24 protein-coding genes are annotated in these 25,066 nt (G+C 41.9%); 8 read left to right on the forward strand and 16 right to left on the reverse strand.

What is annotated here, in order from left to right; genetic code table 11:
- Positions 1–37: 37 nt before the first annotated feature.
- From AOG26_RS08710 to sixA, 4 genes are read right to left on the reverse strand one after another with little or no spacing between them, the layout of a single operon-like run.
- A complete protein-coding gene (locus AOG26_RS08710; protein WP_054562120.1) occupies positions 38–772 on the reverse strand; it encodes an SDR family oxidoreductase in 735 nt (244 codons plus the stop codon).
- Positions 769–1,245 carry an ASCH domain-containing protein gene (locus AOG26_RS08715; protein ID WP_054562121.1) on the reverse strand — a complete coding sequence of 159 codons (477 nt, stop codon included), beginning with the start codon at positions 1,243–1,245 and terminating at the stop codon, positions 769–771. The genes AOG26_RS08710 and AOG26_RS08715 overlap by 4 nt, the downstream gene beginning before the upstream one ends.
- A complete protein-coding gene (locus tag AOG26_RS08720) occupies positions 1,229–1,579 on the reverse strand; it encodes a RidA family protein (protein ID WP_054562122.1) in 351 nt (116 codons plus the stop codon). Before AOG26_RS08720 ends, AOG26_RS08715 begins: the two co-directional genes overlap by 17 nt.
- Before the next feature lie 49 nt (positions 1,580–1,628).
- Complete coding sequence (gene sixA, locus AOG26_RS08725) at positions 1,629–2,105, reverse strand: phosphohistidine phosphatase SixA (protein ID WP_054562123.1); 477 nt, start codon at positions 2,103–2,105, stop codon at positions 1,629–1,631.
- A gap of 195 nt (positions 2,106–2,300) precedes the next feature.
- Here sixA and AOG26_RS08730 point away from each other — a divergent pair, with 195 nt between their 5' ends.
- Together AOG26_RS08730 and AOG26_RS08735 are read left to right on the forward strand one after the other, a co-directional pair.
- Positions 2,301–5,021 carry an insulinase family protein gene (locus tag AOG26_RS08730; RefSeq protein WP_054562124.1) on the forward strand — a complete coding sequence of 907 codons (2,721 nt, stop codon included), beginning with the start codon at positions 2,301–2,303 and terminating at the stop codon, positions 5,019–5,021.
- A gap of 176 nt (positions 5,022–5,197) precedes the next feature.
- A complete protein-coding gene (locus AOG26_RS08735; protein WP_408002928.1) occupies positions 5,198–7,312 on the forward strand; it encodes a sensor domain-containing protein in 2,115 nt (704 codons plus the stop codon).
- On the opposite strand, the gene AOG26_RS08740 is transcribed toward AOG26_RS08735, so the two are convergent.
- The gene (locus AOG26_RS08740) at positions 7,309–7,503 is read right to left on the reverse strand and encodes a hypothetical protein (protein WP_054562126.1); all 195 of its coding nucleotides are present in this window, start codon (positions 7,501–7,503) and stop codon (positions 7,309–7,311) included. The genes AOG26_RS08735 and AOG26_RS08740 overlap by 4 nt on opposite strands.
- Positions 7,504–7,724: 221 nt before the next feature.
- On the opposite strand from AOG26_RS08740, the gene AOG26_RS08745 reads away from it, so the two are divergent.
- Positions 7,725–8,201 (forward strand): DUF4234 domain-containing protein, encoded by a 477-nt coding sequence (locus tag AOG26_RS08745; protein WP_054562127.1) that lies wholly within the window; start codon positions 7,725–7,727, stop codon positions 8,199–8,201.
- Positions 8,202–8,262: 61 nt separating this feature from the next.
- Here the strand turns inward: AOG26_RS08745 and AOG26_RS08750 are convergent, their stop codons facing one another.
- From AOG26_RS08750 to efpL, 7 genes are all read right to left on the reverse strand, one after another.
- On the reverse strand, positions 8,263–9,582 hold the full coding sequence (locus tag AOG26_RS08750) for a DUF58 domain-containing protein (RefSeq protein ID WP_054562128.1): 1,320 nt from the start codon (positions 9,580–9,582) through the stop codon (positions 8,263–8,265).
- Positions 9,579–10,562, reverse strand: coding sequence for an AAA family ATPase (locus tag AOG26_RS08755; protein WP_054562129.1), 984 nt, complete (start codon positions 10,560–10,562; stop codon positions 9,579–9,581). Before AOG26_RS08755 ends, AOG26_RS08750 begins: the two co-directional genes overlap by 4 nt.
- Positions 10,559–11,707, reverse strand: coding sequence for a DUF4350 domain-containing protein (locus AOG26_RS08760; RefSeq protein ID WP_054562130.1), 1,149 nt, complete (start codon positions 11,705–11,707; stop codon positions 10,559–10,561). The genes AOG26_RS08755 and AOG26_RS08760 overlap by 4 nt, the downstream gene beginning before the upstream one ends.
- Entirely contained in the window at positions 11,697–13,157 is a 1,461-nt protein-coding gene (locus AOG26_RS08765; protein ID WP_054562131.1) for a hypothetical protein, read from the reverse strand. Before AOG26_RS08765 ends, AOG26_RS08760 begins: the two co-directional genes overlap by 11 nt.
- Positions 13,147–14,097, reverse strand: a complete 951-nt coding sequence (locus AOG26_RS08770; RefSeq protein ID WP_054562132.1) for a stage II sporulation protein M — start codon at positions 14,095–14,097, stop codon at positions 13,147–13,149. Before AOG26_RS08770 ends, AOG26_RS08765 begins: the two co-directional genes overlap by 11 nt.
- Positions 14,094–14,822 carry an RDD family protein gene (locus AOG26_RS08775; RefSeq protein WP_054562133.1) on the reverse strand — a complete coding sequence of 243 codons (729 nt, stop codon included), beginning with the start codon at positions 14,820–14,822 and terminating at the stop codon, positions 14,094–14,096. Before AOG26_RS08775 ends, AOG26_RS08770 begins: the two co-directional genes overlap by 4 nt.
- Before the next feature lie 146 nt (positions 14,823–14,968).
- A complete protein-coding gene (gene efpL, locus AOG26_RS08780; protein ID WP_054562134.1) occupies positions 14,969–15,541 on the reverse strand; it encodes an elongation factor P-like protein EfpL in 573 nt (190 codons plus the stop codon).
- A gap of 190 nt (positions 15,542–15,731) precedes the next feature.
- Here efpL and AOG26_RS08785 point away from each other — a divergent pair, with 190 nt between their 5' ends.
- Complete coding sequence (locus tag AOG26_RS08785; RefSeq protein ID WP_054553214.1) at positions 15,732–16,118, forward strand: MmcQ/YjbR family DNA-binding protein; 387 nt, start codon at positions 15,732–15,734, stop codon at positions 16,116–16,118.
- Between the two features lie 13 nt (positions 16,119–16,131).
- Here the strand turns inward: AOG26_RS08785 and AOG26_RS08790 are convergent, their stop codons facing one another.
- The 4 genes from AOG26_RS08790 to fadI all read right to left on the reverse strand — a co-directional run bounded on the left by AOG26_RS08790 (position 16,132) and on the right by fadI (position 21,402).
- On the reverse strand, positions 16,132–16,662 hold the full coding sequence (locus AOG26_RS08790; protein ID WP_054562135.1) for a GNAT family N-acetyltransferase: 531 nt from the start codon (positions 16,660–16,662) through the stop codon (positions 16,132–16,134).
- A 124-nt stretch (positions 16,663–16,786) separates the two neighbouring features.
- Entirely contained in the window at positions 16,787–17,716 is a 930-nt protein-coding gene (lepB, locus tag AOG26_RS08795) for a signal peptidase I (protein ID WP_054562136.1), read from the reverse strand.
- 150 nt (positions 17,717–17,866) lie between these two features.
- Entirely contained in the window at positions 17,867–20,092 is a 2,226-nt protein-coding gene (gene fadJ / locus AOG26_RS08800) for a fatty acid oxidation complex subunit alpha FadJ (protein ID WP_054562137.1), read from the reverse strand.
- On the reverse strand, positions 20,092–21,402 hold the full coding sequence (gene fadI / locus AOG26_RS08805) for an acetyl-CoA C-acyltransferase FadI (RefSeq protein ID WP_054553218.1): 1,311 nt from the start codon (positions 21,400–21,402) through the stop codon (positions 20,092–20,094). Before fadI ends, fadJ begins: the two co-directional genes overlap by 1 nt.
- Positions 21,403–21,738: 336 nt before the next feature.
- On the opposite strand from fadI, the gene AOG26_RS08810 reads away from it, so the two are divergent.
- The 4 genes from AOG26_RS08810 to AOG26_RS08825 are packed head-to-tail and all read left to right on the forward strand — an operon-like array spanning position 21,739 to position 25,065.
- Positions 21,739–22,695 carry an AAA family ATPase gene (locus tag AOG26_RS08810; RefSeq protein WP_054553219.1) on the forward strand — a complete coding sequence of 319 codons (957 nt, stop codon included), beginning with the start codon at positions 21,739–21,741 and terminating at the stop codon, positions 22,693–22,695.
- A gap of 3 nt (positions 22,696–22,698) precedes the next feature.
- Positions 22,699–23,643 carry a DUF58 domain-containing protein gene (locus tag AOG26_RS08815; protein WP_054562138.1) on the forward strand — a complete coding sequence of 315 codons (945 nt, stop codon included), beginning with the start codon at positions 22,699–22,701 and terminating at the stop codon, positions 23,641–23,643.
- 2 nt (positions 23,644–23,645) lie between these two features.
- Positions 23,646–24,086: a DUF4381 domain-containing protein gene (locus tag AOG26_RS08820; protein ID WP_054562139.1), complete on the forward strand. Its 441-nt coding sequence runs from the start codon at positions 23,646–23,648 to the stop codon at positions 24,084–24,086.
- Positions 24,079–25,065, forward strand: coding sequence for a vWA domain-containing protein (locus tag AOG26_RS08825; RefSeq protein ID WP_054562140.1), 987 nt, complete (start codon positions 24,079–24,081; stop codon positions 25,063–25,065). The genes AOG26_RS08820 and AOG26_RS08825 overlap by 8 nt, the downstream gene beginning before the upstream one ends.
- Position 25,066: the final 1 nt, after the last annotated feature.

The raw sequence follows: 25,066 nt of genomic DNA on the forward strand, positions 1-25,066 counted from the left end.
AATAACCCCTCAACGCAGTTACCACCAGCAAGGCTTACTAAAGCCCACCCGATACGTCTATAAAACTGCCTGTTGTGAATGATGCTTGCTCACTTGCCAAAAAGTAAATTGCTGAAGCGACCTCGTCAGCTTCACCACCGCGTCCTAGCGGCAACTTAGATTTTAACCTATCAACTCGGTTTGCCTCACCGCCATCGCGGTGCATATCGGTATAAATAAGGCCTGGCCTTACCGCATTAACTCGAATACCTTTACTCGCGACTTCTTTGGCAAGGCCAATCGTGAAAGTATCAAGCGCTCCTTTAGATGCAGCATAATCTAAATATTCATTTGGCGAGCCTGTTCGCGATGCACCCGATGAAACATTGACAATACTGCCTTTGTCCATACGCTTTATTGCTTCTCGCGCGCACAAAAATGCCCCTGTAACATTACAACTTAAAATAGCGTTGATACGCTTAGCATCCATCTCTAATAACGGCATTTGCGGCATCATCATCGCTGCGTTATTAACTAACACATCTAACCGCGAAACCTGAGCATCTAATTTGGCGAACATGGCGAGTACTTGCTGCTCATCGGCAATATCAGCTTGTAACAAATAGGCATTCACGCCAAGCGCATTTATCTCATCAGCGACCTGCTCTGCACTTGCGTGATCTGACTTATAATTAATACACACATCATAGCCATGTTTAGCAAATAGTTTTGCTGTTGCTGCACCTATACCGCGGCCGCCTCCGGTAATAAGAACCACTGGACTCGTGCTCATTCTGACTCCTTGTAAACTAACCTAAACTGCTCACACACCAACGGCATCTCTGGATGACATTGATAGCCTGTACCTGCGAGCTCTCGCTGATAATAATCCCAATGCACACGCTGCCAGTACTCAAGGCTCTTGTCGCCCTCGCCTTCTAATGCGGCGTAATCGGCGCTTATTTGATTATATGGGGTAATAGTTACAGAGACGGTTTCAATTATGCCGAGTGGCTGTCCCTGCCAATTGGTAAAAATGGCTAAATCACCAACTTCAGGAAGGGCTTCATTATTGGCTTTAAACCAATAAAGTGAAGGGGTTGTTGCTTGTTTTACGCCATTTAAAACCAGCAATGCGCAGTCATTGGCATCTTGCTCATTGTCGCAAAAATGCCAATGTGGCAGTTCAATCAGTTCGCGCCCTGATTGCTCATTAAAGCGAGCAATCATCTGCGCGATACGCTGCTCGTTACTTAACGGCTGCAACGACAGAAATCTCAACTAATAATGCATCGCGCGCCATTTTTGCCTCAACACAAGCGCGAGCTGGTGCATGACCCTGTGGCACCCATGCATCCCAAACAGCGTTCATCTGTGCAAAGTATTCCATGCTCTTCAGGTAAATTGTGGCACTTAGCATGTGCTCTTTGCTACTACCTGCTTCAATAAGTAGCGCTTCGACCTTATCTAGCATGGTTTGAGTTTGTTCGGTGATATCTTTTTCGGCATCAGCACAAACTTGGCCGCATAGGTATACTGTGCCGTTATGCTTAACGATGCGGCTCATACGCGCACCGGTTTGTAAACGTTCGATTGTCATAGTAAGAACTTAAAAAATTAACAGTGGCGCTAATTTAGCAAATCCACTGTTAGATTTCGACGTTATTTGGCGAGTGAATACTGAGGTACTGACTGCGCTGTTTGTGTTCATCATATTCGATAACAGCAACCGCCCCTGTATTGAAGATTGGCATATGACCAGGGCTTAACTGATCAACTAAGTAGCTAACAATTGGCATATGGGCAACGACCAACCAGGTATTGCAGTCTGGATGCATAGCAATCAAGGTTTCTAGGTAATCAGCAGCAATTTGCGGTACACCATCGGGGGTAATATCACTGCAAGTTTCGTTAAATTGTAACGAAATATGTTGCGTCGCATCCAAAGCAGTTTGTTGTGCGCGAATGTAAGGGCTTACCAACAGAGCATCAGGTTTATGGTGTGTCGCTAACCACTGCCCCATTCGACTGGCTTCTTGGTGACCGGTCTCGGTCAGTTGTCTTGCTGCATCATCTGCTTGCATTGGCGTAGCTTCGCCATGGCGCATGATTAAGATTGTTTTCATAAAAAATCAACCGATTAAAGAATATAAAACAGTAGCCAGTTTGCTTGATTGTTCGCTATATTAGAATATCATCACTAGATACATTAAACATCCGCTTATGATATTCAGGTAGATTTTCGTAGCTCTGTCTTTTTTAGCTTTCCTGAAAATATCATCTGTTGTTAGGACATTAACGCACTCTTTCAGGAGCATCTTTTGAATATCAGCCGCAATGATAACAGAACATATCAACCCCTAACACTGGACAATGGTCTAAAAGTACTTTTAGTGCAAGACTTAGAGTCAACAAAATCAGCGGCTTCAATGGCTATTAACGCAGGCCATTTCGATGACCCCCTTGATAGGCAAGGTCTCGCGCACTTTTTAGAGCATATGCTTTTTTTAGGCACTGACCTGTACCCGGAATCGGGCGGATTTTCTAATTTTGTATCGCAATCTGGTGGCAACACCAATGCCTGGACTGGCACTGAGCACACTTGCTACTTCTTTGATATTAATAACCAACAGTTTGCTGAAGCACTGGCACAATTCAGTCGTTTTTTTATTGCCCCACTCTTAAATCCTAAAGAGACAACAAAAGAACGTAATGCTATAGACGCAGAATTTAAACTAAAAATAAAAGATGACGGCCGCCGTATTTATCAGGCTCATAAAGAAACGGTTAACCCAGCACACCCTTTTGCAAAGTTTTCTGTCGGTAACCAGCAAACCCTCGCGGATCGTGAGGGATGTATCAGTGATGAGCTACGCGCTTTTTTCGATAGCCATTATCAGGCTCAGTGGATGACACTTGTGATATGTAGCAATGAAGATATTGCGACCATGACCACCTGGGTAAAACGGTTATTTAGCGAAATTAAAGGTCAGCCAAAAAGTAAAGAGATCATAGAACAGCCACTTTACCGTAAACAAGACTTAGGTAAGGTGTTACACATTGAGCCACATAAACATATGCAAAAGCTCATTATTAGCTTTGCGATGCCAAATATTGATGACTTTTACCGTCACAAAACCGTTAGTTTTATTGCCCACTTACTCGGCTACGAAGGCAAAGGGTCGCTGTACTCTATTCTAAAAGAGCAAGGCTGGATCAATGCCCTTTCAGCGGGTGGTGGCATTAATGGCAGTAATTTCAAAGATTTTAACATCAGTATGGCGTTAACTGATGAAGGTATTGAATACTATGAAGATATCGTTGAAATGGTGTTTGAGTATATCTGCTTAATTAACCAAAACTGCGATAAATTGCCGCGTCTTTATCAAGACAAAAAGAACCTCTTGCAAATCGCCTTTGATAACCAAGAAAAAGCGCGCTTAATTGATTGGGTAAGTAACTTAAGCATTAATATGCAGCATTACGATGAAGCCAACTATGTGCAAGGCGATTATTTAATGGAAGGCTTTAACCGTTGTGCCCATGAAATTGCTATGCAATGGCTAACACCTGATAACATGCGCTTAGTACTCATTCATCCAGGTGTTGAGCCTGAGCACACCACTGCTTGGTACAACACCCCATATAAAGTAGAAGACATCTCAGCAAGTTGGTTAGAAGCGCTTAGTGAAATAAACACGCCATTACCACAGATGTGCTTACCAAGTGCTAACCCATACCTCACAAAAGATGTTGAACTATTACCATTAGACGAGCCAAATAAATCACCTGAGCTTTTAGTCACACGAGACGGCTTTGATTTTTGGTTTAAACAAGACGCAACTTTCAGAGTAGCTAAAGGGCATTTTTACTTAGCAATGGACTCAACCTTTGCAATTAAAGATGTTAAACACATGGCCCTTACCCGCTTATTTGCAGACCTGTTTATGGACAGTGTTGCTGAGCAATTTTATCCAGCAGAATTGGCTGGTCTTAGTTATCACTTAACCTCTCACCAAGGTGGCTTAACCCTACATACTGCGGGTCTTTCATCGAGTCAGTTAGAGCTGGTTAATGAGTTACTTGAAGCACTCTTTAATGTTGAAATCTGCGCAAAACGCTTTGCTGAATATAAAAAGCAGCTCGTTAGACACTGGCGAAACAGCAATCAAAACAAACCTGTTAGTGAGCTATTTAGTATTTTGGGTGCGCAAATCATGCCATGGAACCCAGAGCCTAATGCCTTAGCACAAGCTTTAAAGGATACTAGCTTCCATCAATTTAATTGCTTTAGAAATGAGTTTTTTAAAGCCTTGCACGTTGAGTCTTTTTTACATGGTAACTGGCAACGTAGTGATGCGCTTAAGTTCCAAAAGCAAGTGACTAAACACCTAGCTGACAGCACCACAATTATTGATTTAACGCGACCACTTAACGATATAACCGAAGTAGATCAACAGCGCTTCACGTTAAATTGTAGCGATCATGCGATGGTGCTGTACTATCAAGCACAAACGGATGACACTACCGAAAAGGTGCAAATGATGGTACTTAATCATTTAATAAACCAAGATTATTTTAATGAGTTAAGAACCAAGCAACAGCTCGGCTACTTAGTTGGTGCGGGCTATGCTCCTTTTAATACCCGTGCTGGTATTGCTTTTTACGTGCAGTCACCTATGCATAGTGCTGATGAGATACTTCAGCGTCACCAGCAATTTATTAATAATTATGTGGCACATGTAAACAACATTTCTGAGCAGCAATGGCTCGATACCAAAGCAGGTCTTGTTACACACATTGCTGAAAAAGATAAAAATTTGCGCTTACGCTCACAGCGCCTATGGTTAGCTATTGGTAATCGCGATACTGAATTTAATATGCAACAACAGCTTTTAGAGGCACTTGATAAGTTAACCCTTACTCAAATGCAGCAGTATATTACAGAAACGTTCAGTGAAAACAGGCCAAGAATAGAACTTTTAAGTGAGCCAAAGGCTAAAAAACAGCCAAAAGCAAGCCTTTCTTCGCATTCTCTTTGACTCGAACGCGAGCTTAGATTAGATTAATTGGTGCGAATTACGGTAATGCATTAATGATAAAAATAATAAAAATGATTTCTGCTTTTTTAACAATAAGTATGGCTGGGATTTTTTCAGCATCCGCCAGCCCCATAGAGCTTGAACAGAGCACATTGCTGCTTATTCCAAGTGCTATTATGATGCTGTTATTGCCGTACCTATTATTTATAATTTTCAAATTAAAGCGCTCTCGAAAACAACTGCGTATTTCAGAACATCGCTTAAAAAGTACCGTAGAAGGCAGTGGCGATACCCTCTGGGATTGGAATATTAAAACCGGAGAAGTGCTGCGAATTAACGATAAATACACCTCAGATACAAACAGTAGCAGCGGCTTTCCCCCTAACCGCGAATTGATTCACCCACACGACTTACAACACGTTGAAACAGCACTAAAAAAACACTTTGCCGAACACACCGCCTTTTTTGAAGCAAGTTACCGGATTAAAGACAGCCTCGGTCGTTGGCATTGGGTACTGGATCGCGGCAAAATCATCGAAAAAGACGCAAACCTCAACCCTTTGCGTATGACAGGCACTGTAAGAGATATTTCTCAGCTTAAATCAACAGAAGCCCGTTTAAACCTATTCGCTAAATGCGTTGAGTCGCTAACTGACGCCATCGCCATTTTCGATAAAAACTTTAAGCTGGTTGACTTAAACCCAAGCTTCTTAACGCTATTTGGTGGTACTCGAGAGCAATATTTAAAGAAAGATTTTACCTTAAATGGCTATGACCAAAGCTATGTGGATGAAATTAAAGCCACCGTAAAAGCCACGGAGCATTGGCAGCAAGAGGTTAAACTTCGCAATGCGAAAAGGCAGCTGTTACCGATTGAAATTTCAATTGATGAAATCAAAAATGAGCATAACCAAATATGTAACTATGTCGTTGTTTTTTCTGATCAAACTGAGCGTAAAAAAGCCGAATCACAATTACATAACTTATCGAACCGAGACCGCACAACGGGCTTACCTAACCGAAACTTATTTTTCACCAACCTGAAAAAGCTCGCTAAGCAAGATAACCATCACGCTTTATTAGTGTTTGACCTAGATAACTTTAAAAAAATTAACGACTCTCTGGGTCACCAACTTGGGGATAGCTTGCTATCTAAGCTTGCGATGCGCTTGAATAAGTTAACCCGGGAAAAAGATGTGTTTTATCGCCTAGGCGGTGATGAGTTTGCACTGGTCATGTCGGGTACCAACGATATTCATACCATTACTCGCATGGCAAAGCTCTTTTTAGCCGCCATTGCCACACCTTTTAATATGGCGGGTCACGAACTAGTGATCACCTCAAGTGTCGGTATCGTGCTGTTCCCTGAAGATGGCAATACCCCAGAACTATTACTTAAAAATGCGGATACAGCCATGTATCACGCTAAGAAAAAAGGCAATAGCTATCTGTTCTTCAACGACACTATGAACCGTGAAGCAGTTAAACGCTTACAAATCGAAAACTTAATGCGTTACGGCTTAAAAGAAGATCACTTTGAAGTGTATTACCAACCGAAAATGAATATTCGTACAGGTAAACTCGATGGTATGGAAGCTCTTGTGCGCTTTATTACCCCGAAAAAAGGTGTGATCAGCCCAGGAGTGTTTATTCCTATCGCTGAAGAAACTGGGCAAATTATCGAAATTGGTGAAGTTGTTTTAAATAAAGCATGCCGCGATGTAAAAGCATGGATAGATCAAGGCTTATTCAACGGTCGTGTTGCTGTGAACTTATCGGCTAAGCAGTTTAGCTTACCTGATTTAACCACTCGTATTGATGTGATTTTGCAAAAGAATGAATTGCCCTCTTACTTCCTTGAACTGGAGATCACCGAAGGTACGGTTATGGACGACCCTAACGAAGCAATTGCAGTAATGCGTTCACTCAGTGCTCGGGGTATTCACCTTGCGATGGATGACTTTGGCACGGGTTACTCATCTTTAGCCTATCTTAAACAGTTCCCGCTTAATACCTTGAAAGTTGATAAAGCCTTTATTGACGACATGCAATCAGAGCGTGGCCGCAATATGGTTGACTCAATTGTGACTATTGCCCATAACCTTGATTTGCATGTGGTTGCAGAAGGGGTTGAACAAGCCGAACAGGTTGTGATGTTAGAGCAGTTAAAGTGCCAGACGGTTCAAGGCTACTACTACTCTAAGCCACTGTCTCAGCCTGAATTTACCGCCTTCCTACAAAAACAACTCGATAAATCTGCGCCGAGCCTGTTAAAAACAGCAAAAGTTTAAGGGCGCCAGCCACAAGATTGGCGGCCAACATGGCGCACAAATGCGCGGCGATAATGCACGTTAAATAAACACCAAGCGATAGGCCCAAGCACTCCACCTAGCAGCATCCAACGCTTTACCGGCATCCCTTTAGACAAAGACTCTAAATACATCACCAAAATAAATACACAGCTCAAAAATACAAATAACACACAGCACCTCATTAAAATCTGCGGCAGTGTACATAAATTCAGCAACCTTTAAAACTTCACTCATGCTATACCCTCTATAAGGCTTATTTATACTGACCTTTATGGTAGTTAACCTTACTTTCTAGGCTGTTGAAATGATGTACAAAAACCAGCCTCACTGCTATTATCGGTACGTGCAATTTGCACAAAGGAATATACAAAAATAATTATGAGGAATCGTTATGTCTGAAGAATCAGCTAACATCTATGAAGCGCCAGAAGCTGAGCTTACACAGCAAAATACCAGCGGTAATAAACCTATTTTAAATTTTGACCGCTTTTCTGCTTGGGGCGTGTTCTTTTTATGTCTTTTCACATTTGGTATCTACGCCGTATACTGGCTAGTAAGCCGAACCAATAAAGCCAATGCATTAGCAAAAAACCAGGTAAGCCAAGGCTTAGTTTATGGCTATGTTGCTTTGTACATTGTGAATATTGCGTTGTCTTTTACAGGAGTTTCACCTGAAATTGGTGGTATTGTGTCACTGATTTCATTTGTTGTTGCCATTGTATTAATTTTCTCTCTTCGTACATCGATTAAAGAGTTGATTAATGAAGGCAGTAATGAACCAGTTCATTTAGGTGGTATTTTAACGTTTTTCTTTAACGTTATTTATTTCCAATACAAAATTAACGAAGCTATTGATAATCAAAAATAATCGTTTCGTTATTTAATAAAAAAGGCATTGAATTCAATGCCTTTTTTATTGCCAGCTGGTCTTACAATGCCCCGGAGTGCTTCACATTTAAATAGGTGTTAAGCACATGCGGTAGCAGCTGCTCAGGGTTACAGTCTATGGCTATTACACCTTGTTTTTTCAGCTTCGCCATATTGGCTTTATGTGAATTTAGTAGTGCTAATGCTGCACAGTAACTGGTTGCATCTTCGTACTTTTCAATAGGCTCATCGAGCACCTCATTTACAGCACGGTTATTAATATTAATAAGTGCCACTAAGTGGTGTTTTTGTAATAGCTTAATTGCAGGCATTAACTCATCAATGCTTTGCTCATCAAGGGTGGTAACTAATAACACTAAAGAACGTTTACTGCGTTTAGCGATTAATTGGTTCACAGCCACTAAATAGTCACTGCTGCTCTTATCTGGGTATAGATCATAAAAGTGATTCATTACCCGTGATACATTCTGCGCGCCTTTGACATCGGGTAACCAGCGCAGATTTTGGTTAAAGCTTTGCATGCTAAACCAATCACCTTGCTTTAAAACTGTGTGTGACAGCAGTAGCAATGCATTTAAAGCATGATCAAAGTGGCTGCCTTCATTGGCTTCTATGGCCATTTTTTTAGAAGCGTCTAGCATCACTATGACATGTTGGTTTTGCTCTTCTTGATACTCACGAGAAATGAGTTTTCGACGCTTACTGGTCGCCTGCCAGTCTATTTGCCTAACACTATCACCTTGGCGGTATTCGCGTAGTTGCTGAAATTCGATACCATCACCGCGCTTTTTAGTGAGCTTTAAGCCTGAAATAGGCTTATTCACTACGCCATTTAAATGCTGATTTGAGGTAACACGGCTAAAGTCGGGATACACTTTTAATTGAATTGCTTGCTCAGCTAACCAGTTTGTTTGCCAAAGACCAAATGGCGACCCTACCCTAACTTCAATGGCACTGATCTGCGCATCACCTCGTTTGTGAGCGCGTAAGCTAAAGCTCTGCTTTGCTTGTTGCATTGCATCTATAAACACCGTTTGCTGTGGCTTTTGTAGCTCAATTGCATTACTTAAATGAACACTGACATCTAGCATGGTCGCATGCTTCGCTTTATTTTTAATCACTAGCTGCAATGCTTGGCGGCGATACAAAGCCATGTTGAGACTCGTTTGTGCACTTACTTCAAGTAAAGGCTCTGACTTCGATGCCATGTAATCTACAAATGCGAGCAATAAAGGCACTAAGAGCAAGGCCGTTAGCACTAAGCTGTCAACTGATGCAATGGCACAGACAAGCAACAATAACAACAACAAAGCTGTTAATTGTACTAAGCGTTTTGCAGGTCTATGCTTAATGCGATTCATGAGCGTGGTGCTTCAACACTGGCTAAAATGGCATTGATCACTTCATCAAATGACACCCCTTCCAGCTCCAAATCAGCCGATAAAATTAATCGGTGTCTTAAAATATTCACAGACACTGACTTCACATCATCAGGAGTTACAAAGTCACGGCCATTCATTAATGCCATTACTTTTGCCGCTTTAATGATATTAATTGAGGCACGTAACCCTGCGCCGTGGAGCACACCTTGCCAAGTTCGTGAACTACGCACGATATCGACGGCATAATTCAGTATTTGTTCGTCTACTAAAATATCTGCACAAAGCTGTTTAATTTCAGCAATTCGCTTAGCATCCAATACCGCAGGGAGCTGCTCTACTTTGGTTTCATTAGAGACAATTTGTGTATTCAGTTTTAAAAGCTCAACTTCCGATTCATGAGAAGGAAAACCAAGCTCCACTTTCATCATAAAACGGTCTAATTCAGCCTCAGGTAGTGGGTACGTCCCTTCTTGATCTAATGGGTTTTGAGTGGCTAATACCATAAACGGTGAATCAATAGATAATGACTCGCCATCAATGGTGATTTGTTGCTCTTGCATCACCTCAAGAAGAGCTGATTGCGTTTTAGCTGGTGCACGGTTGATTTCATCAGCCAGCAAAATATTAGTAAATGCTGGGCCTTTTTTGATATTAAATTCACCTGATTTCATATCATACAAACTATGACCAACAACATCTGAAGGCATTAAATCCGGTGTAAACTGCACTCGCGAAAAGTCTACATTTAAGCTTTTTGCTAAGGCTCTAACCAGTAGCGTTTTACCAAGCCCAGGAACCCCTTCAAGTAACACATGACCACCCGCAAAGAGCACCGTAAGCACATCTTCAACAATGGCATCTTGACCAACTAACACATGCGAAATGTTATGCTTTACTTGTTTTACTGCATCAGCTGCCTCAACTAAGCTCATGCGATTAGTGTCTAATTCCGTGCTCATAAGGCATTCCTTAATTGTTTAAATCGTTTTATATATTCTGTTCGTTGTTCTTTGGACTCAGGCAACTTGCTAGCAAGCAACTCAGCCACCTGTTGTTTTTCAAAATGAGTTAAATTAGCGATGATCTGCGCCTGCTTTTCAGCACTAAGCATCTTAAAGTTAGGCACTCGCGACTCTACTTTGGCGTAAAAATCTTTCTTGAGTGCAGTAAATAACACGGCTTCGTGACCATGCTCTGAATAAAAGTTTGCTACTGCTCGAATATGCTGATTAAAGCTGGTTTTTATATCGAAGTCAGGAGCATAAGAGCGGCCGATACGACTACTGATATGCCACACTGCAAGCACAATTAATAACAGCAACGTCACCACAAAATGCCAGCTCCAGTGCCATAATTTAGCAAACCAGTTTGGGTAAGTCAGATAAGGTACATACGTTACTTTTTCAGCCCCTTTACTTAACCAAAGCAATAAACTGCCATGATCCAGATGGCGAAGTCGGTAATTGGTAAAAGGTAACAGCGATGGCATCACAATGACCCTACCTTGACCAAATGCAAAGTCACACATCAAGGTATCGCCGGTATCATTATTTGTACTCACACCGGGGCAGTTTTCAATAAAAAAGGCACGGCTTAGCTCAAGGTCAAGCTGAGTGTTTTCATCAATTAATAAATTACTATTTTTATTCCCTTCTTTGAGCATCGCAAAATCATATTCAAAAACATCTTCTTGGCTTTGTACATTGATGCCAAGCTGACTAAAAAATACGGTGCTATCAATCGCCAGCTCATCACGTTGCCTGTTTAATACATAAATTAAACGTCCGCCATCAGCGACCCAATCAGCAAGCTGTACATTTAATTGGTAGGAGTCAGCAAGCACCGCCTCATCCAAAATTAAGATGCTTTGTGGGTCTATGTTTAACTCATCACTTTGTGCTTGCTCTGCCAAGCGTTTGTTTTTATTCCAATCGATACCATTGGCTTTAAGTAGCCGCTTAGCCATCGTGAAGTTATCTTTTGCCACATCACTATGAAAGCCAATTTCTATTTCTTTTTTCTGCCAATCTAAAGAAGCAATACCAGCAATAACAAATAAGCTAAACACCACTAGCACCGCTAAGAGCACAACCTTAAGCTTCATGGGCTTGCTCCTTAGTCTCTGTTGTCATTGCCGTAATTTGCTCTGTCAGCTCGATAAAGTCGATATCAGGGTTTTTATGGCCCCAAGCAACCGTGACCCACGCAGAAAATAAGCGGGCAAAAATTGCTTGTCCTTGATTTGGCACCCTAGCATCGATTGCACGTTTACATTCGCGCTCAGTCATCGAGCGGTGCAAGCGCACTTCATGTTGTTGCTGCGCCCAACTCAGCGCATGATGAAGTAAATACGCCAGCGCCAATCGGTGCTCACCTTTCTCAAAACATTGCTTTGCAGCGGCAATTAAATCTGCTGGTAAATCCTTACTTTTAATTTCTGCAAATAAGGTTGGGATAACTGGCTCTTCATTTACTTTTGTACGTTCTGGTAAGCTTAAATTTGCAAAAAAACCGCGTTTTTGCATTAGGTAATAAACCAACCAAATAACTAATAAACCGACCAGTACCCAAACAAATATGCCAAACACTTCACCAATGGCAGTAAACACATCGATAAGCCAAGACCAATCACTCTCTGATGAGCTACCTTTTGCTTCGATATTTGGCACCCACGTGGTCTCAGTTTCAATGACATTAGGCTCATTATAAAGAGCCGTAACTTGCTCTTTTACCGCTTGCTTATCGATTTGCTCTGCATAGCTTGTTGATGGTTGCAGTGTAAACGTTGTAAGTATAAGTAGTGCTACAGCACTGACTACGCCTGCAAGACGGGTGCGAATATTTTTAAATGCCAGCTCGATATCCCAGCCTTCTAGTTCAACTCGACGGTGTAAATAAGCAAGGAAACCACCTGTTACAAATAACGGTGCGACTAACGAGATACTGATGATATAAATAAAGTTAAACGCTATCTCAACCCAGATTGGCGCTTCGAATAGTTGGTACATGGCTTCTTGTGCAGAGAATGAATGGGGCACAAGTGCAATTGTCAGTGCCGATATTCCCATCAATAAGATAAACTCAAAATGTACACAGAACAGCATCCACAATGTCTGCTTAGGCTTAGTTGAAGCAAACAACACCTGCTTACGCTTAGTTTTGCGCTCACCTGATAGTCGTTCAAGTTGTTCTACAGGGGCTAAAAATGCTCTGTTTGGGCTGAGCCTAAAAACGGTTAAATGCGCTAATATATCAGCGATTTTTAACTGCTTGAGTGACTTTAAGCTACTCATTATGTTGACTGGCTGATTGAAAACCGCTTTTGACATGTAATCGAGTAAAGGTCGCTCAAATACAGGTTTAAGCCACCAAACAACAAAGCCACCTATGCCCCAGCTTAATAAAAAGCCGACAATCAAAAATACGGGTACTGCCATCATCAAATACAAAGAAACCAACGCTAGAGCATGCTGCTTAACTAGCAACACTGTTAAATCAAAGGTTTCGTAAGCACTGCGCTTGCGAGGATTGAAGCTAAGTCGATTAAGCTCCATAACGCATTCCCCTGTATAAGCGAAAAACGACATAAGCCCAACAACCGCTGCCAACTAAATATTTAACTTCGTTTGCAATATCACGGGGTGACCAAAATGCTTCGATAAAAGCGGCAATGACTAACATTAAAAATGCGCCAACAATCAGTGGAAGCGCTTTTTGTGCAGCCTGTTTCATCGCATATGCGCGAGTATACTGCCCAGGATTTAACAAGCCATAACCTATTTGACACCCGGCCGCTGAGGCAATGATGATAGCGGTTAACTCAAATGAGCCATGGGTTATTACAAACGAAAAAAACGGCCCTTCAAATCCAACATTCACAATGTGAGCTGCAACAGCACCAAAATAAAAACTATTGAACAATAGAAAAAAAGCAGCGCCAACACAGAACAATACGCCACCTGCAAACATCTGAAATGCGATACCAATGTTATTGTAGATATAGACCCCGAACATCATCAGATCTTGCGATGCGCCGCGCTCCGCCGATTGAACGCTACCACTAGGGTTATACATTTGTTCGATATTAAGGACAGTGCCTTGCCCTAAAAATGTATACGCAGCATCAGGGTCGATAGTTACCCAAATAAAAGCAATTAAGGCCAATCCCCAAAATGCCAATAAGTTAATACCAAGCATTAAACGATTTTCATACAGTGCACGCGGAAATGCCGTGCGGGCCACATGCCATATTTCAGAAAATTGATTACTTCGAGATAAATAAAGGCGCTTTTGTCCTAACTGTACCAACCTGTTTATTTGCTCAATCAACACCGGGCTGTATTGACGACTTTGCGCAATGGCTAAATCATTACAGACTTTGCGATACAAGTTAGGGAAATTAACAGGTAAAGACTCCGCACTACTTTGCTCGCAAAGCGCTTTAAACTCATCCCAACTGACGCTATTTGATTTTACAAATTGAGTTTGCTTCATTGCTTACCCTCCTGCTGCGGGTAATCGCTATCGTGTTGAACTTGACCTGCAAAGTGGCGTGCATAGCTAACGAGCTGCGCCTCAATCTCATGCTCTTCAGCAGAAAACGGTGTGGCTAAAATAGCTGCCAACTCACGGCGCCTTGCATCAGATAATTCATCATGACGCTCTGCAAAAGCAAGCACCGCTAATTGCTCTTCGGTGGTTAAGCTAATGGTAGGAATATGCACTTCACCTTGAGATAATTCAGGGCGCGTAGCTAACTCATCGTCGTAAATAACCATGGTGCCTGCAGCCCAATCACCAATGCGTTTAAAACGGTTGTTAAACAACATAACCACAAGGCCTAAGAAATAGCCTATAGGTAGCATATCGGCTGGGCGTAGTAAGTTACGCACTACAATTTGCGAAAAGCTTGCCGGTAAACCGTTGTCTTGCACAACACGGATTTTAAGGCGTTTTTTACCCGGCGTTTGGCCACTTTCCATTTCAAACAGGATGTTATAGCCCCATGAAATTAAAAAGTAAGCAATTAATATAAGTCCCTGCCCAGCATCGCCAAAAAAGGCAAATACAGTACCTACAGCAAGTAAAACCAAACTACGGATAATAAAATCGATAATGTAGGCATAGCTTCGGGCAACAACGCCAGCGGGAGTTATGGCGATATCAACGCCTTCGGGGAGTTTGATGTATTCTCTGTTTTCCAATCCGTGGTTCAACATTAATCTACTACTGGTATTTATTATTGTTTTCGTAAGCCAATAATAATGCGCGTTTTTCGTTCCTTTTTCAATGAATTTTGTTATAAGCGCGTTACAAATAAAACAAAAAAACCGGCTATAAGCCGGCTTTCAAAGGGGTTACAGAATTATTTTTCTGCGCGCCCCATAAATTTATGCTCAACGGTATTAATACGAATACGGTCACCTGTTGAAATATGCTCAGGAACTTGAATCGTTAAACCCGTTGTTAAACGTGCAGGCTTTGAACGTGCACTTGCTGAAGCGCCCTTGATTGAAGGGTCAGTTTCTTCAACTACAAGCTCAACACTCGATGGTAAATCTAAGCCAACTGGCGAGCCATCAATCACAATAACGTGAAGACCTTGAGTTTCTTCATTAACGAATAAAATCTCTTCGCTGATTGCTTCTTTATTTAGGTTATATGGCGTGTAGTCTTCGTTATCCATGAAAACATACTCTTCACCGTCAATGTAAGAGAACATAGCTTCACGACGAATGAGATCAGCAAACTTTAGCATGTCGCTGTCTTTAAATGTTTCATCAACTTTACCGCCTGTTACCACATCGTATAAACGCATACGGTATAAACTGCCACCAGCACGACCTTGTGGTACTGAACGTTGAATATCTTTAACTACTAAAACACGGCCGTTATGCTCGATAGCGGCGCCTTTTTTAACTTCACTTGCCTTAGGCATGGGTGTATTCCTATCGTTTTTTGATGACAGAAATTTACCACGTAATGGCTTTTGTTCAATAAAAATTTACAGTTTTGACTCGCAGCCGTTATTTATTCGATTTTTCAGCAAATTATGACAATAGTTGTCTCAAAACTACGAAAAAGCTGCTATCTTTATAACTACGAAAAATGACTTCAAGGATTGGATCATGAATCAACACACAGTACACGAGTATTTAATGAAAAAGCCATTGGTGATGATCACCCAACCATTTGGCCAAGATGTCGACGTTTACAAGGTGAATCATAAAATGTTTGCCACCCTTGCCGAGGGCAAAGAAGGCCAAACAGACGATGAGGGAAACCTTGTATGGTGGTTAAATCTGAAATGCGATCCAGATGAAGCCCAAGCACTGCGTGATATTTTCCCGTCGGTGATCCCGGGTTATCACATGAACAAACGTTTATGGAATACGGTTATTTTAGACGGCACCGTACCACAAGGAGAGATTGAACGAATGATTGATAATTCGTTTGATTTAGTGGTTGCGAATATGCCTGAAAAAGACAGAAAAGCGATTGAGCTTCATCTGTAAAATTGCGCACTGATCACGCTCTGTGATCAGTGCAACTTAAATGAAAATGATGATCGGTATACAAAACACCGCCAATAGCATACGCATCTAGCTGCCTATCGACTAACTGAAAACCACATTTCTCAAGTACTTTTTCTGAACCGATATTACCCTCGGTAACAACCGCTTTAAATTCACGTACAGCATGTTCTGATTTGGCGTAATCAAGCACTGCTTGCAAAGACTCTGTGGCATAGCCACGACCATGAAAATTAGGCAGCAACAAATAACCGACTTCTTGACTATCTGGCACTGTTGATGAAGTAAACCCAGTTACCCCCACCTCTTTACCAGTACTGGTTTCAACAATAACTAAACAAAGTGGTGAATTCGAATTTGGCTGCCAAGGCTTTAAGCGTTCATTAAACTTAGCTCGCAGCTGCGCCTCTGAGGGCTTATCGAAGCATTTAGCTATCACTTCGGCATCATTATGCAAAGTATAAAACAATGGCCAGTCATCGGCATTTAACAGCCGTAATGTTAATCGCGCAGTGGTGAGAGTCATGGTGATTAATCGCTTTGTAAATAAACCTAGTTATAACAAACTGATTTCGTGAGTTAAATACCACTTATGGCCAATATATAAGAAAAAAGCCCCGCTCAATGAGCAGGGCTCGTATATTAACTTGTTACCAACTAATAATGACTTTCCCTATTAGGTTGTCTTCAGGTAAAAACCCCCAATAACGACTATCTAAGCTATTATCTCTTGAATCCCCCATAACAAAATAATGGCCTTGGGGTATTTCCCACTCACCATGTCTGCTACCGACTTGACTGAAATAATGACTTATTAGATCCATATGATTGTCATTCACTAAAATCTGGTAGCTACTATCCTCATTCACTTCATGTAGAATTTTTAGCCCATTTCCATCTTGTGAAACTAGCGATTGTTCAATAACACTATAATCGGGGCAGTTGTCTGTAGGCTGCTTACACGCCTTTTTGATATAGAGTGTTTTATTTCGATATACAACTCTATCGCCAGCTAAACCGATGACTCGCTTCATCCAAATAGATTGAGGGTTTTGCGGATATTGAAATACAACAATATCTCCTCTGCTTACTTCAGCTGTCATCTCAGACTTTAAAACTTGTTGACCTAAATATTGATAATTACCATAACCTAGCTTGCTGACAATAACTTGACTGCCTTTTTCTAGCGTGGGTGCCATTGATGAAGCAGGTATAGTGAAAAATTCAAAAAAGAAAATCCTAACTAAAGTAAGGCAAGTATAAATAGTAGTAAAAAGTAACAAAGTAACCCACCAACGCGCGAACCAAGCCCTCTTTTGAGAGGCGTTATAATGTTGAGTTACCCAAAAAGCATGAATAGGACAAATAAGAATAAATAAACTTGTGAAGTAGATGCCTTGATACCAATCTGACTCTTCTGCATTTGCTTGTATCCTAATATCAAACAAATAACATATAACCATCAACACAAAGTATGCAATGAACAATCTGGCTTTATTAACGTACAAAAATACAAATGGTTGTAATAACACACCAAGAATTATTGCGATAAAACCTTTGGGTTTCCATGTAGTAGACACTCTCATTTCCTTGTTTAACTTAAGTCATTGCACTTAATTGTCCAATGTTAAATATAAAATCACAGTGATGCCATAAAGCTTCTTACATTTTTAAAAAGCGAAAAGCCCCGCTCAATGAGCAGGGCTTTTAAAATTAACTAATTTAAAGAATTAGCTTTTAGTCGTTTCTGTATCAGCATCTTCAGACGCTTGCTCGTCTTCAACCACTTCTTTGGTTACTTCAACCGGATCGACAGGCGTAGCTTCAACTACTGCCGGCTCTTCGCTTTCTGCTTGGTAAAAACGACCACCTTTTTCAGCCATTGCTTTTAACGTATCGCAAGGTGTGAAAATTGGGTTGTAGTTAGCAAAAGTCGCCATTTCAGAGCTCACTTGTGCTGCACCCAGTTTATCCATATAGCTAAATGGACCGCCTAAGAATGGTGGGAAACCGATACCAAAAATAGCACCAATATCACCATCACGCGGGCTTGCAATAATGCCATCATCTAAACAGCGCACCGCTTCATTTAGCATTTGCGCAACACAACGCTTAGCAATTTCGCTCTTGTTTAAACGAGGTGATGGCGTAACACCCAGTAGCTCGTAAACTGACTCATCCACTTTTTTATCTTTCTTGTCGTAAAGATAAAAACCACGGCCAGTCTTACGACCTAAACGCTTAGAATCGATTAAGCGATTAAAGGCATCCGGGGCTTTAAAGCGCTCGCCCAATTCTTTTTCAAGGATTGGCGCAATTTTAGAACCGATATCAATCCCTACTTCATCAAGAAGCGCTAAAGGCCCTACCGGGAATCCAAACTCAACCAATGCTTGGTCAATCTTTTCAATTGGCTCACCTGCTAGCAGTAAATTAGCCGCTTCATTGACATAAGGCGCTAAGATACGGTTTACATAGAAACCAGCCATATCTTTAACCACAATTGGTGTTTTACCTTGCTTACGGGCGAAGTTAACAACGCGTGCGATAGTCTCTTCAGACGTACCTTCATGTGGAATGATCTCAACAAGTGGCATTTTCTCAACAGGTGAGAAGTAATGCAGACCAATTACATTTTCTGGGCGTGCTGCATCAGCAGCAATTTGTGCAATTGGTAATGATGAGGTATTACTTGCAAAAATCGTGTTGTCTTGGCACTCACGTTCTACATCAGCCACCATACCTTGCTTTAAAGCAAGATCTTCAAACACGGCTTCGATAACGATATCAATGTGTTTAAAGCCGCTGTAATCGGTGGTACCGGTAATGCGGTTCATGGTTTGTTGTAGATCAGCTTTAGATAAAATACGACGCTTTTGCTTTTTATCTAAAATCTTATAGCTGTAGTTCATTGCATTGCTGATGCCCTTTTCAGCCACATCTTTAATGCGCACTGGAACACCCGCTTTTACAGCACTAACATGGGCAATACCCGCGCCCATGAGGCCGCCGCCTAATACTGCCGCTTTAGCGATTGCTGGCGCATCATCATTACGCCACTCTTTTTTCATTTCAGTGGTTGCAAAGAAAATACCGCGTAATGCTTTTGACTCATCACTCATTACCAGCGTGGCAAAGCCTTCAGCTTCAGTTTTGTATGCTTTTAACTGATCAAGTTCAACACTTGCACGAACAGCTTTAATAATGGCTAAAGGTGCCGGGTAGTGACCGCCTGTTTTCTTCAGCACGTTTTCTTGTGCTTTTTTGAAAATAATATTGCGACCAAATGGGTTTGACTCAAGTAATTGACTTAAACGGTCTAGCTTAGGTTTAGTAGCCTTCGCCTTACCTTTCAGGGCAAACTCTTTAGCAACGTCAAGTAATACACTGTGTGGTACACAGTCATTTACTAAGCCTGTTTTCTTCGCTTGCTTAGCACGCACTTGCTTACCTGTAAGCATCCACTCAAGTGCTTTTTGCAAGCCAACTAATTTAGGTAAACGTTGAGTACCGCCACCACCAGGTAATAAGCCTAACTGTACTTCTGGCAAACCAAGCTTAGTGATATCGCTGTCTGAACACACGCGATAATCACACGCTAAAGCAAACTCTAAACCGCCGCCCAATGCAGCACCATGAATAGCACTTACTGTTGGAAAAGGCAGCTTTTTCATATCGAAAAATGCTTGCTGACACATTTCGCTTAACGCTAATGCATCTTCACGGCTATTGGCGCTATCAAGCATTTTAATATCAGCACCGGCGATAAAGTTATCGCTTTTACCACTGATAAATACCATGCCTTTTACTGCTTGCGCTTGTGCGTCTTTAAGTAAGGTTTTTAAATCTTCTGCAAAACTGCTGCGCAGGGTGTTCATTTTCTCACCCGGCACATCAATGGTTACAACAGCTACGCCGTCGTCAGCCACTGATAAACTAAATACTGAATCTGTCATTACGCACTCTCCAATACAAAGGCTGCGCCTAAGCCACCCGCTGCACACGCAGTCGTAAGCGCTAAGCCGCCACCGCGACGATTAAGTTCATGTAAGCTTTGCGTGATCAGGCGCGCACCTGTTGCCGCAAATGGGTGACCGTATGCAAGTGAGCCACCTAATACATTGAACTTGTCCATGTTAATTTCGCCGATCGCTTTGCTGCGACCTAGCTTTTCTTGTGCAAATTTATCTGACGCAAACATCTTCATATTAGCCAGTGTTTGCGCTGCAAATGCTTCATGCATTTCGATTAAATCTAAATCAGCTAATGTGATACCTGCTCTATCTAGGGCAATTGGCGTTGAGTGCGCCGGACCCATTAGCATATCTTCATGTACACCAATTGCTGAGAAAGCAAAACTGCGTACATAACCTAGAATGTCGTAACCCAATGCTTTGGCTTTACTCTCACTCATCATTAATACCGCAGCCGCCCCATCAGTTAATGGCGTTGCGTTAGCTGCAGTCACTGATCCGTGCTGACGGTCAAATACTGGTTTTAATTTCGCGTAGCCTTCAACCGTTGAGTTATGACGAATGTTATTGTCTTGCTCAATAAAGCTCTTATAAGGTGCAACATGTGCAGTCATTACTTCATCTTTAAGTTTACCATCAGCCCACGCCTGACTTGCAAGGGTGTGCGAACGATGTGCTAAGGCATCTTGATCTTCACGGCTGATGCTATGTGTTTTCGCCATTTGCTCTGCTGTTTGACCCATAGATAAACCAGTAGAGTACTCAGCGACCGCAGGCGGAACAGGAAGTAAATCTTTTAGACGTAGTTTAGAGAAAATCTTTAATCGCTGACCAAGCGTACGTGCTTTGTTTAAATCAACAAGGCTACCCGCTAATTTTTTACTAACACCAATAGGTAATACAGACGATGAGTCAGCACCACCGGCAATACCTACTTGCACTGAGCCTGCCATAATTGACTCGGCTACGTTAGCAATGGCTTGGAAACTTGTTGCACACGCACGCGAAACAGAATATGCATCAACAGAAACAGGCATACCCGTACCTAATACGATTTCACGGGCAATGTTTGGCGCTTCTGGCATTTGCACTACTTGTCCAAATACAAGTTGGTCAATTTCAGATTTATCAAAGTTAAGTCGTTCAAGCATTTCGTTGACAACTAACTTACCCATATCAAGGGCTGGTACATGATGGAATGCTGTGGCTTGCTTTGCGAATGGCGTTCGCAGGCCGCTAACGATAGCGATACGATCGCCTTTTGCTGTTTTAAGTATATTTTGCTCAGACATTTATGCTCTCCCGCTGACAGGTCTGACCTGTTTGTTTTTCCTGATTCTAAAACAACCCGTGTACGAATGCCAATAGTAAGTTTTCAACCATAGGCTTTTTTCGGCCTATTTACAAAAAAACACCGTATTTATATGGTAGGCTAAAAATCCTTAAAAAATAACGAACTATTTGAGGATTTTGTGTCTAACACTTGTGTTATAACTTTTGAATCCTTATAACTTGTTAATAGCGCCCCACCACGGTACCGCGCAAATAATTTATCGGTACTGAATATAACGCATTGGCGCATAACAAAAACAATTTTTGACTCACGCTTTTAGGACAGTCTTTTTATTATGGCAGTTAACGCATTTTCACAATTAAAATCATATCTAGACACGCAAATTATCGGCCAACCACAATTAACTCAAGCACTGTTAATCGCAATTTTGGCAGATGGCCACTTATTAGTTGAAGGCCCTCCGGGTCTTGCGAAAACGCGTGCAGTCAATGCCTTAGCGAAAGGCGTTGAAGGCAGTTTCCAACGTGTACAATTTACCCCAGACTTATTACCTGCGGATGTGACTGGTACTGATATTTATCGCCAGCAAACCAGTGAGTTCGTATTTGAAAAAGGCCCATTATTTCATAACCTAATTTTGGCAGATGAAATAAACCGTGCTCCTGCTAAAGTGCAATCAGCCCTACTAGAAGCCATGGCTGAACGCCAAGTAACGGTAGGTAAAAACACCTATCCGCTGTCTGATCTATTTATGGTTATGGCAACCCAAAACCCGCTAGAACAAGAAGGCACTTACCCACTGCCAGAAGCTCAGCTTGACCGCTTCTTATTGCATTTGAGCATTGATTACCCGGGTGCAGAACACGAATTAGATATCCTACGCCTAACCCGTGGTGAGGCTATTTCTGACAAGCAAGCAACGACACAGCAAATTAGTCAAAGTGAGCTATTTGCTGCCCGTAAAGCGATATTAGGTTTGTATTTAGCTGAGCCGCTTGAGAAATACCTAGTACAGTTAATTGTTGCCACTCGTGAAGCAGCAGAGCTTGATGAACAACTTGGACGCTGGATTGAATATGGCGCAAGCCCACGTGCAACCATTGCCCTTGATAAGTGTGCCCGCGCGCATGCTTGGCTAGAAGGCCGTGACTTTGTTGCCCCAGATGATATTCAAGCAGTGCTGCATAATGTATTGCGTCACCGTATTATCTTAAGTTACGAAGCACAGGCCGATGGCATCAGTAAAGACGATGTGATCAGCCGTATTTTAGAATTGGTGGCAGTGCCATAAGCTATGTCGAGCCAATTTGATACAGCGGCGTGGTTAGCAGCGAGTCATAGTCAAGGCGTCAATTTATCACTCAAAGAGTTGATGTATTACAAAGCCAAAGCTCGTTTGCTAGAACTTGCGCCCAAAGTAAAAATCAAAAACAGCTTAGCTGGGCAATACCTTGCACCTCATAAAGGGCGCGGTATGGAGTTTGCCGAGGTGCGTCATTACCAAGCCGGTGATGATATACGCTCTATCGACTGGCGTGTTACCGCACGCACTGGCGAAACCCACACTAAGCTGTTTCAAGAAGAAAAAGAACGCCCTGTTTTTGTCTTTACCGACTTTTCTAACTCGATGCTGTTTGGCTCAAAGTTACTGTTAAAGTCGGTGCAAGCAGCGCACATTAGCGCACTGGTTGCTTGGTCGGCGTGTCAACGAGGTGATCGCATTGGTGGCTTGGTGTTTAATCAGCAAGGTCATCACGAATTAAAACCGACCTCACGAGAGAAAGCAGTGTTAAAGCTTTGTCACAACTTATGTGATATTCACAGCCAAGCTCTGACTAATATCGATCAAACAGCCACCAGCTTATTTAGCGAAAACCTTAAACGTCTTAATCATTTAGCAAAACCAGGAAGCTTGGTTTATATCGTCTCTGATTTTAGCGCCCTTGATGAAGCAAGTTTCAAACAACTTGAAATACTGAGCAGGCACTGTGAATTGATTGGCTGTCATATAAGTGATCCGTTCGAGCACCAGCTACCTGCTTTTAAACAAACGGTGACAGTGTCGGCAAATGGCCAAGAGCTTGCTTTACCATTAATGGATAAGCAATTTCGCGAGCGCTTTGCTAAGTCTGCCGAAGAGTCGTTTTCTAACAGATTAAAACGCTTACAAAAATCTGGGCTTAGTTTAATTTCATTCAGTGCAGCCACTCCTCTTGAGCTGCAATTAGTGAGAAAGTAACAATGCAAAAAAATCCGCTAGATGGCTTACATGATGTCATTGCACCGACCGAGGTTGCATGGTGGCCACTTGCTCCAATTTGGTGGCTAATTATCGCCTTAGTTGGTTCGTTAATAATTTTCGGCTTAGTGCTTTTATATAAAAACCAGCAATTTAAAAAAGCCAAAAAACAAGCCATTAAATTAAGTAAAACCCTTAGTGATGATGACGCGCAAGAGCTACACATTATTTTAAAACGCTTAACTCGTCATTATTACAGCAGTCAGCTTGCTTCTCAGCCTTTGGCTAAGTGGTCTGAAAGTTTATCTAAACTCAGTGGCGACAACTTTAGTTACGACGAGTTGATGCCGCTTTATCAACAACAAAGTAATAATGCTGAGCTCGGGGCTAAATTACGCAGTGCTATTAGCAACTTTAAACTCAAGGAGCCAATTAATGTTTGAGTTTAGTTGGCCATGGTGTTTTGTGCTTTTACCCTTACCTTGGTTATTAAGCCGCTTTATGCCGTTAAAGCAACAAGGGCAGTTACGTTTACGTATTCCTGGCTTTGCTAAGCTTGGCTTAAATAATCAAGCAGTACAGCAACACAGCCGAAAAGTTTCATTGCTTGAATGGGCTGTTTGGATCTCTTTAGTTGTCGCTATTGCAAATCCAACTTGGCTTGATGAACCTATCACACTGCCTAATGAAGGCCGCGATATTATGCTGGCGGTGGATTTATCTGGCTCGATGACAGAGCAAGATATGGCCTACCAGAATCAGTATGTTGATAGGCTTACCATGGTAAAAGCCGTACTCAGTGACTTTATTGAACAGCGTCAAGGTGACCGCCTTGGTCTTATCTTATTTGGTGATACCGCATTTTTACAAACACCTCTTACTCGTGATGTTAAAACCGTAAGCCAAATGCTCAGCGAAGCGCAAATTGGTCTAGTAGGTAGAGCAACAGCCATTGGTGATGCATTAGGTTTATCTGTAAAGCGTTTTGCTAATAAAGATGAAAGTAACCGTATCGTTGTACTATTAACCGATGGCCAAAACACCGCCGGTAACCTTGATCCAGAAGATGCCCTGCTGTTAGCCCGCGAAGAAGGCATTAAGGTATATACCATAGGTGTTGGCTCTGATAACCCGCGTGGTTTCAGCCTATTTAATATGGGGGGGATGAGTGGCGGTAACTTAGATGAAAGCCTACTCAAGCGTATTGCCGAGCAAACCGGCGGCTTATACTTTAGAGCAAAAGATGTGGCTGGCTTACAGCAAATTTATCAAGAGCTCGATAAGCTTGAGCCAATTAGTAGCGATGAACAAACGTTCCGCCCACAAATTTCATTGTTTTATATTCCACTGCTTGTGGCGCTAGGCTTAATAAGCTTAGCAATGCTCGTGAGTTTTATTCGCCAATTTAAGCAGGAGAGCTAGT

The organism is Pseudoalteromonas sp. UCD-33C, from assembly GCF_001306895.1.
In the GTDB taxonomy this organism is placed as follows: Bacteria; Pseudomonadota; Gammaproteobacteria; order Enterobacterales; family Alteromonadaceae; genus Pseudoalteromonas.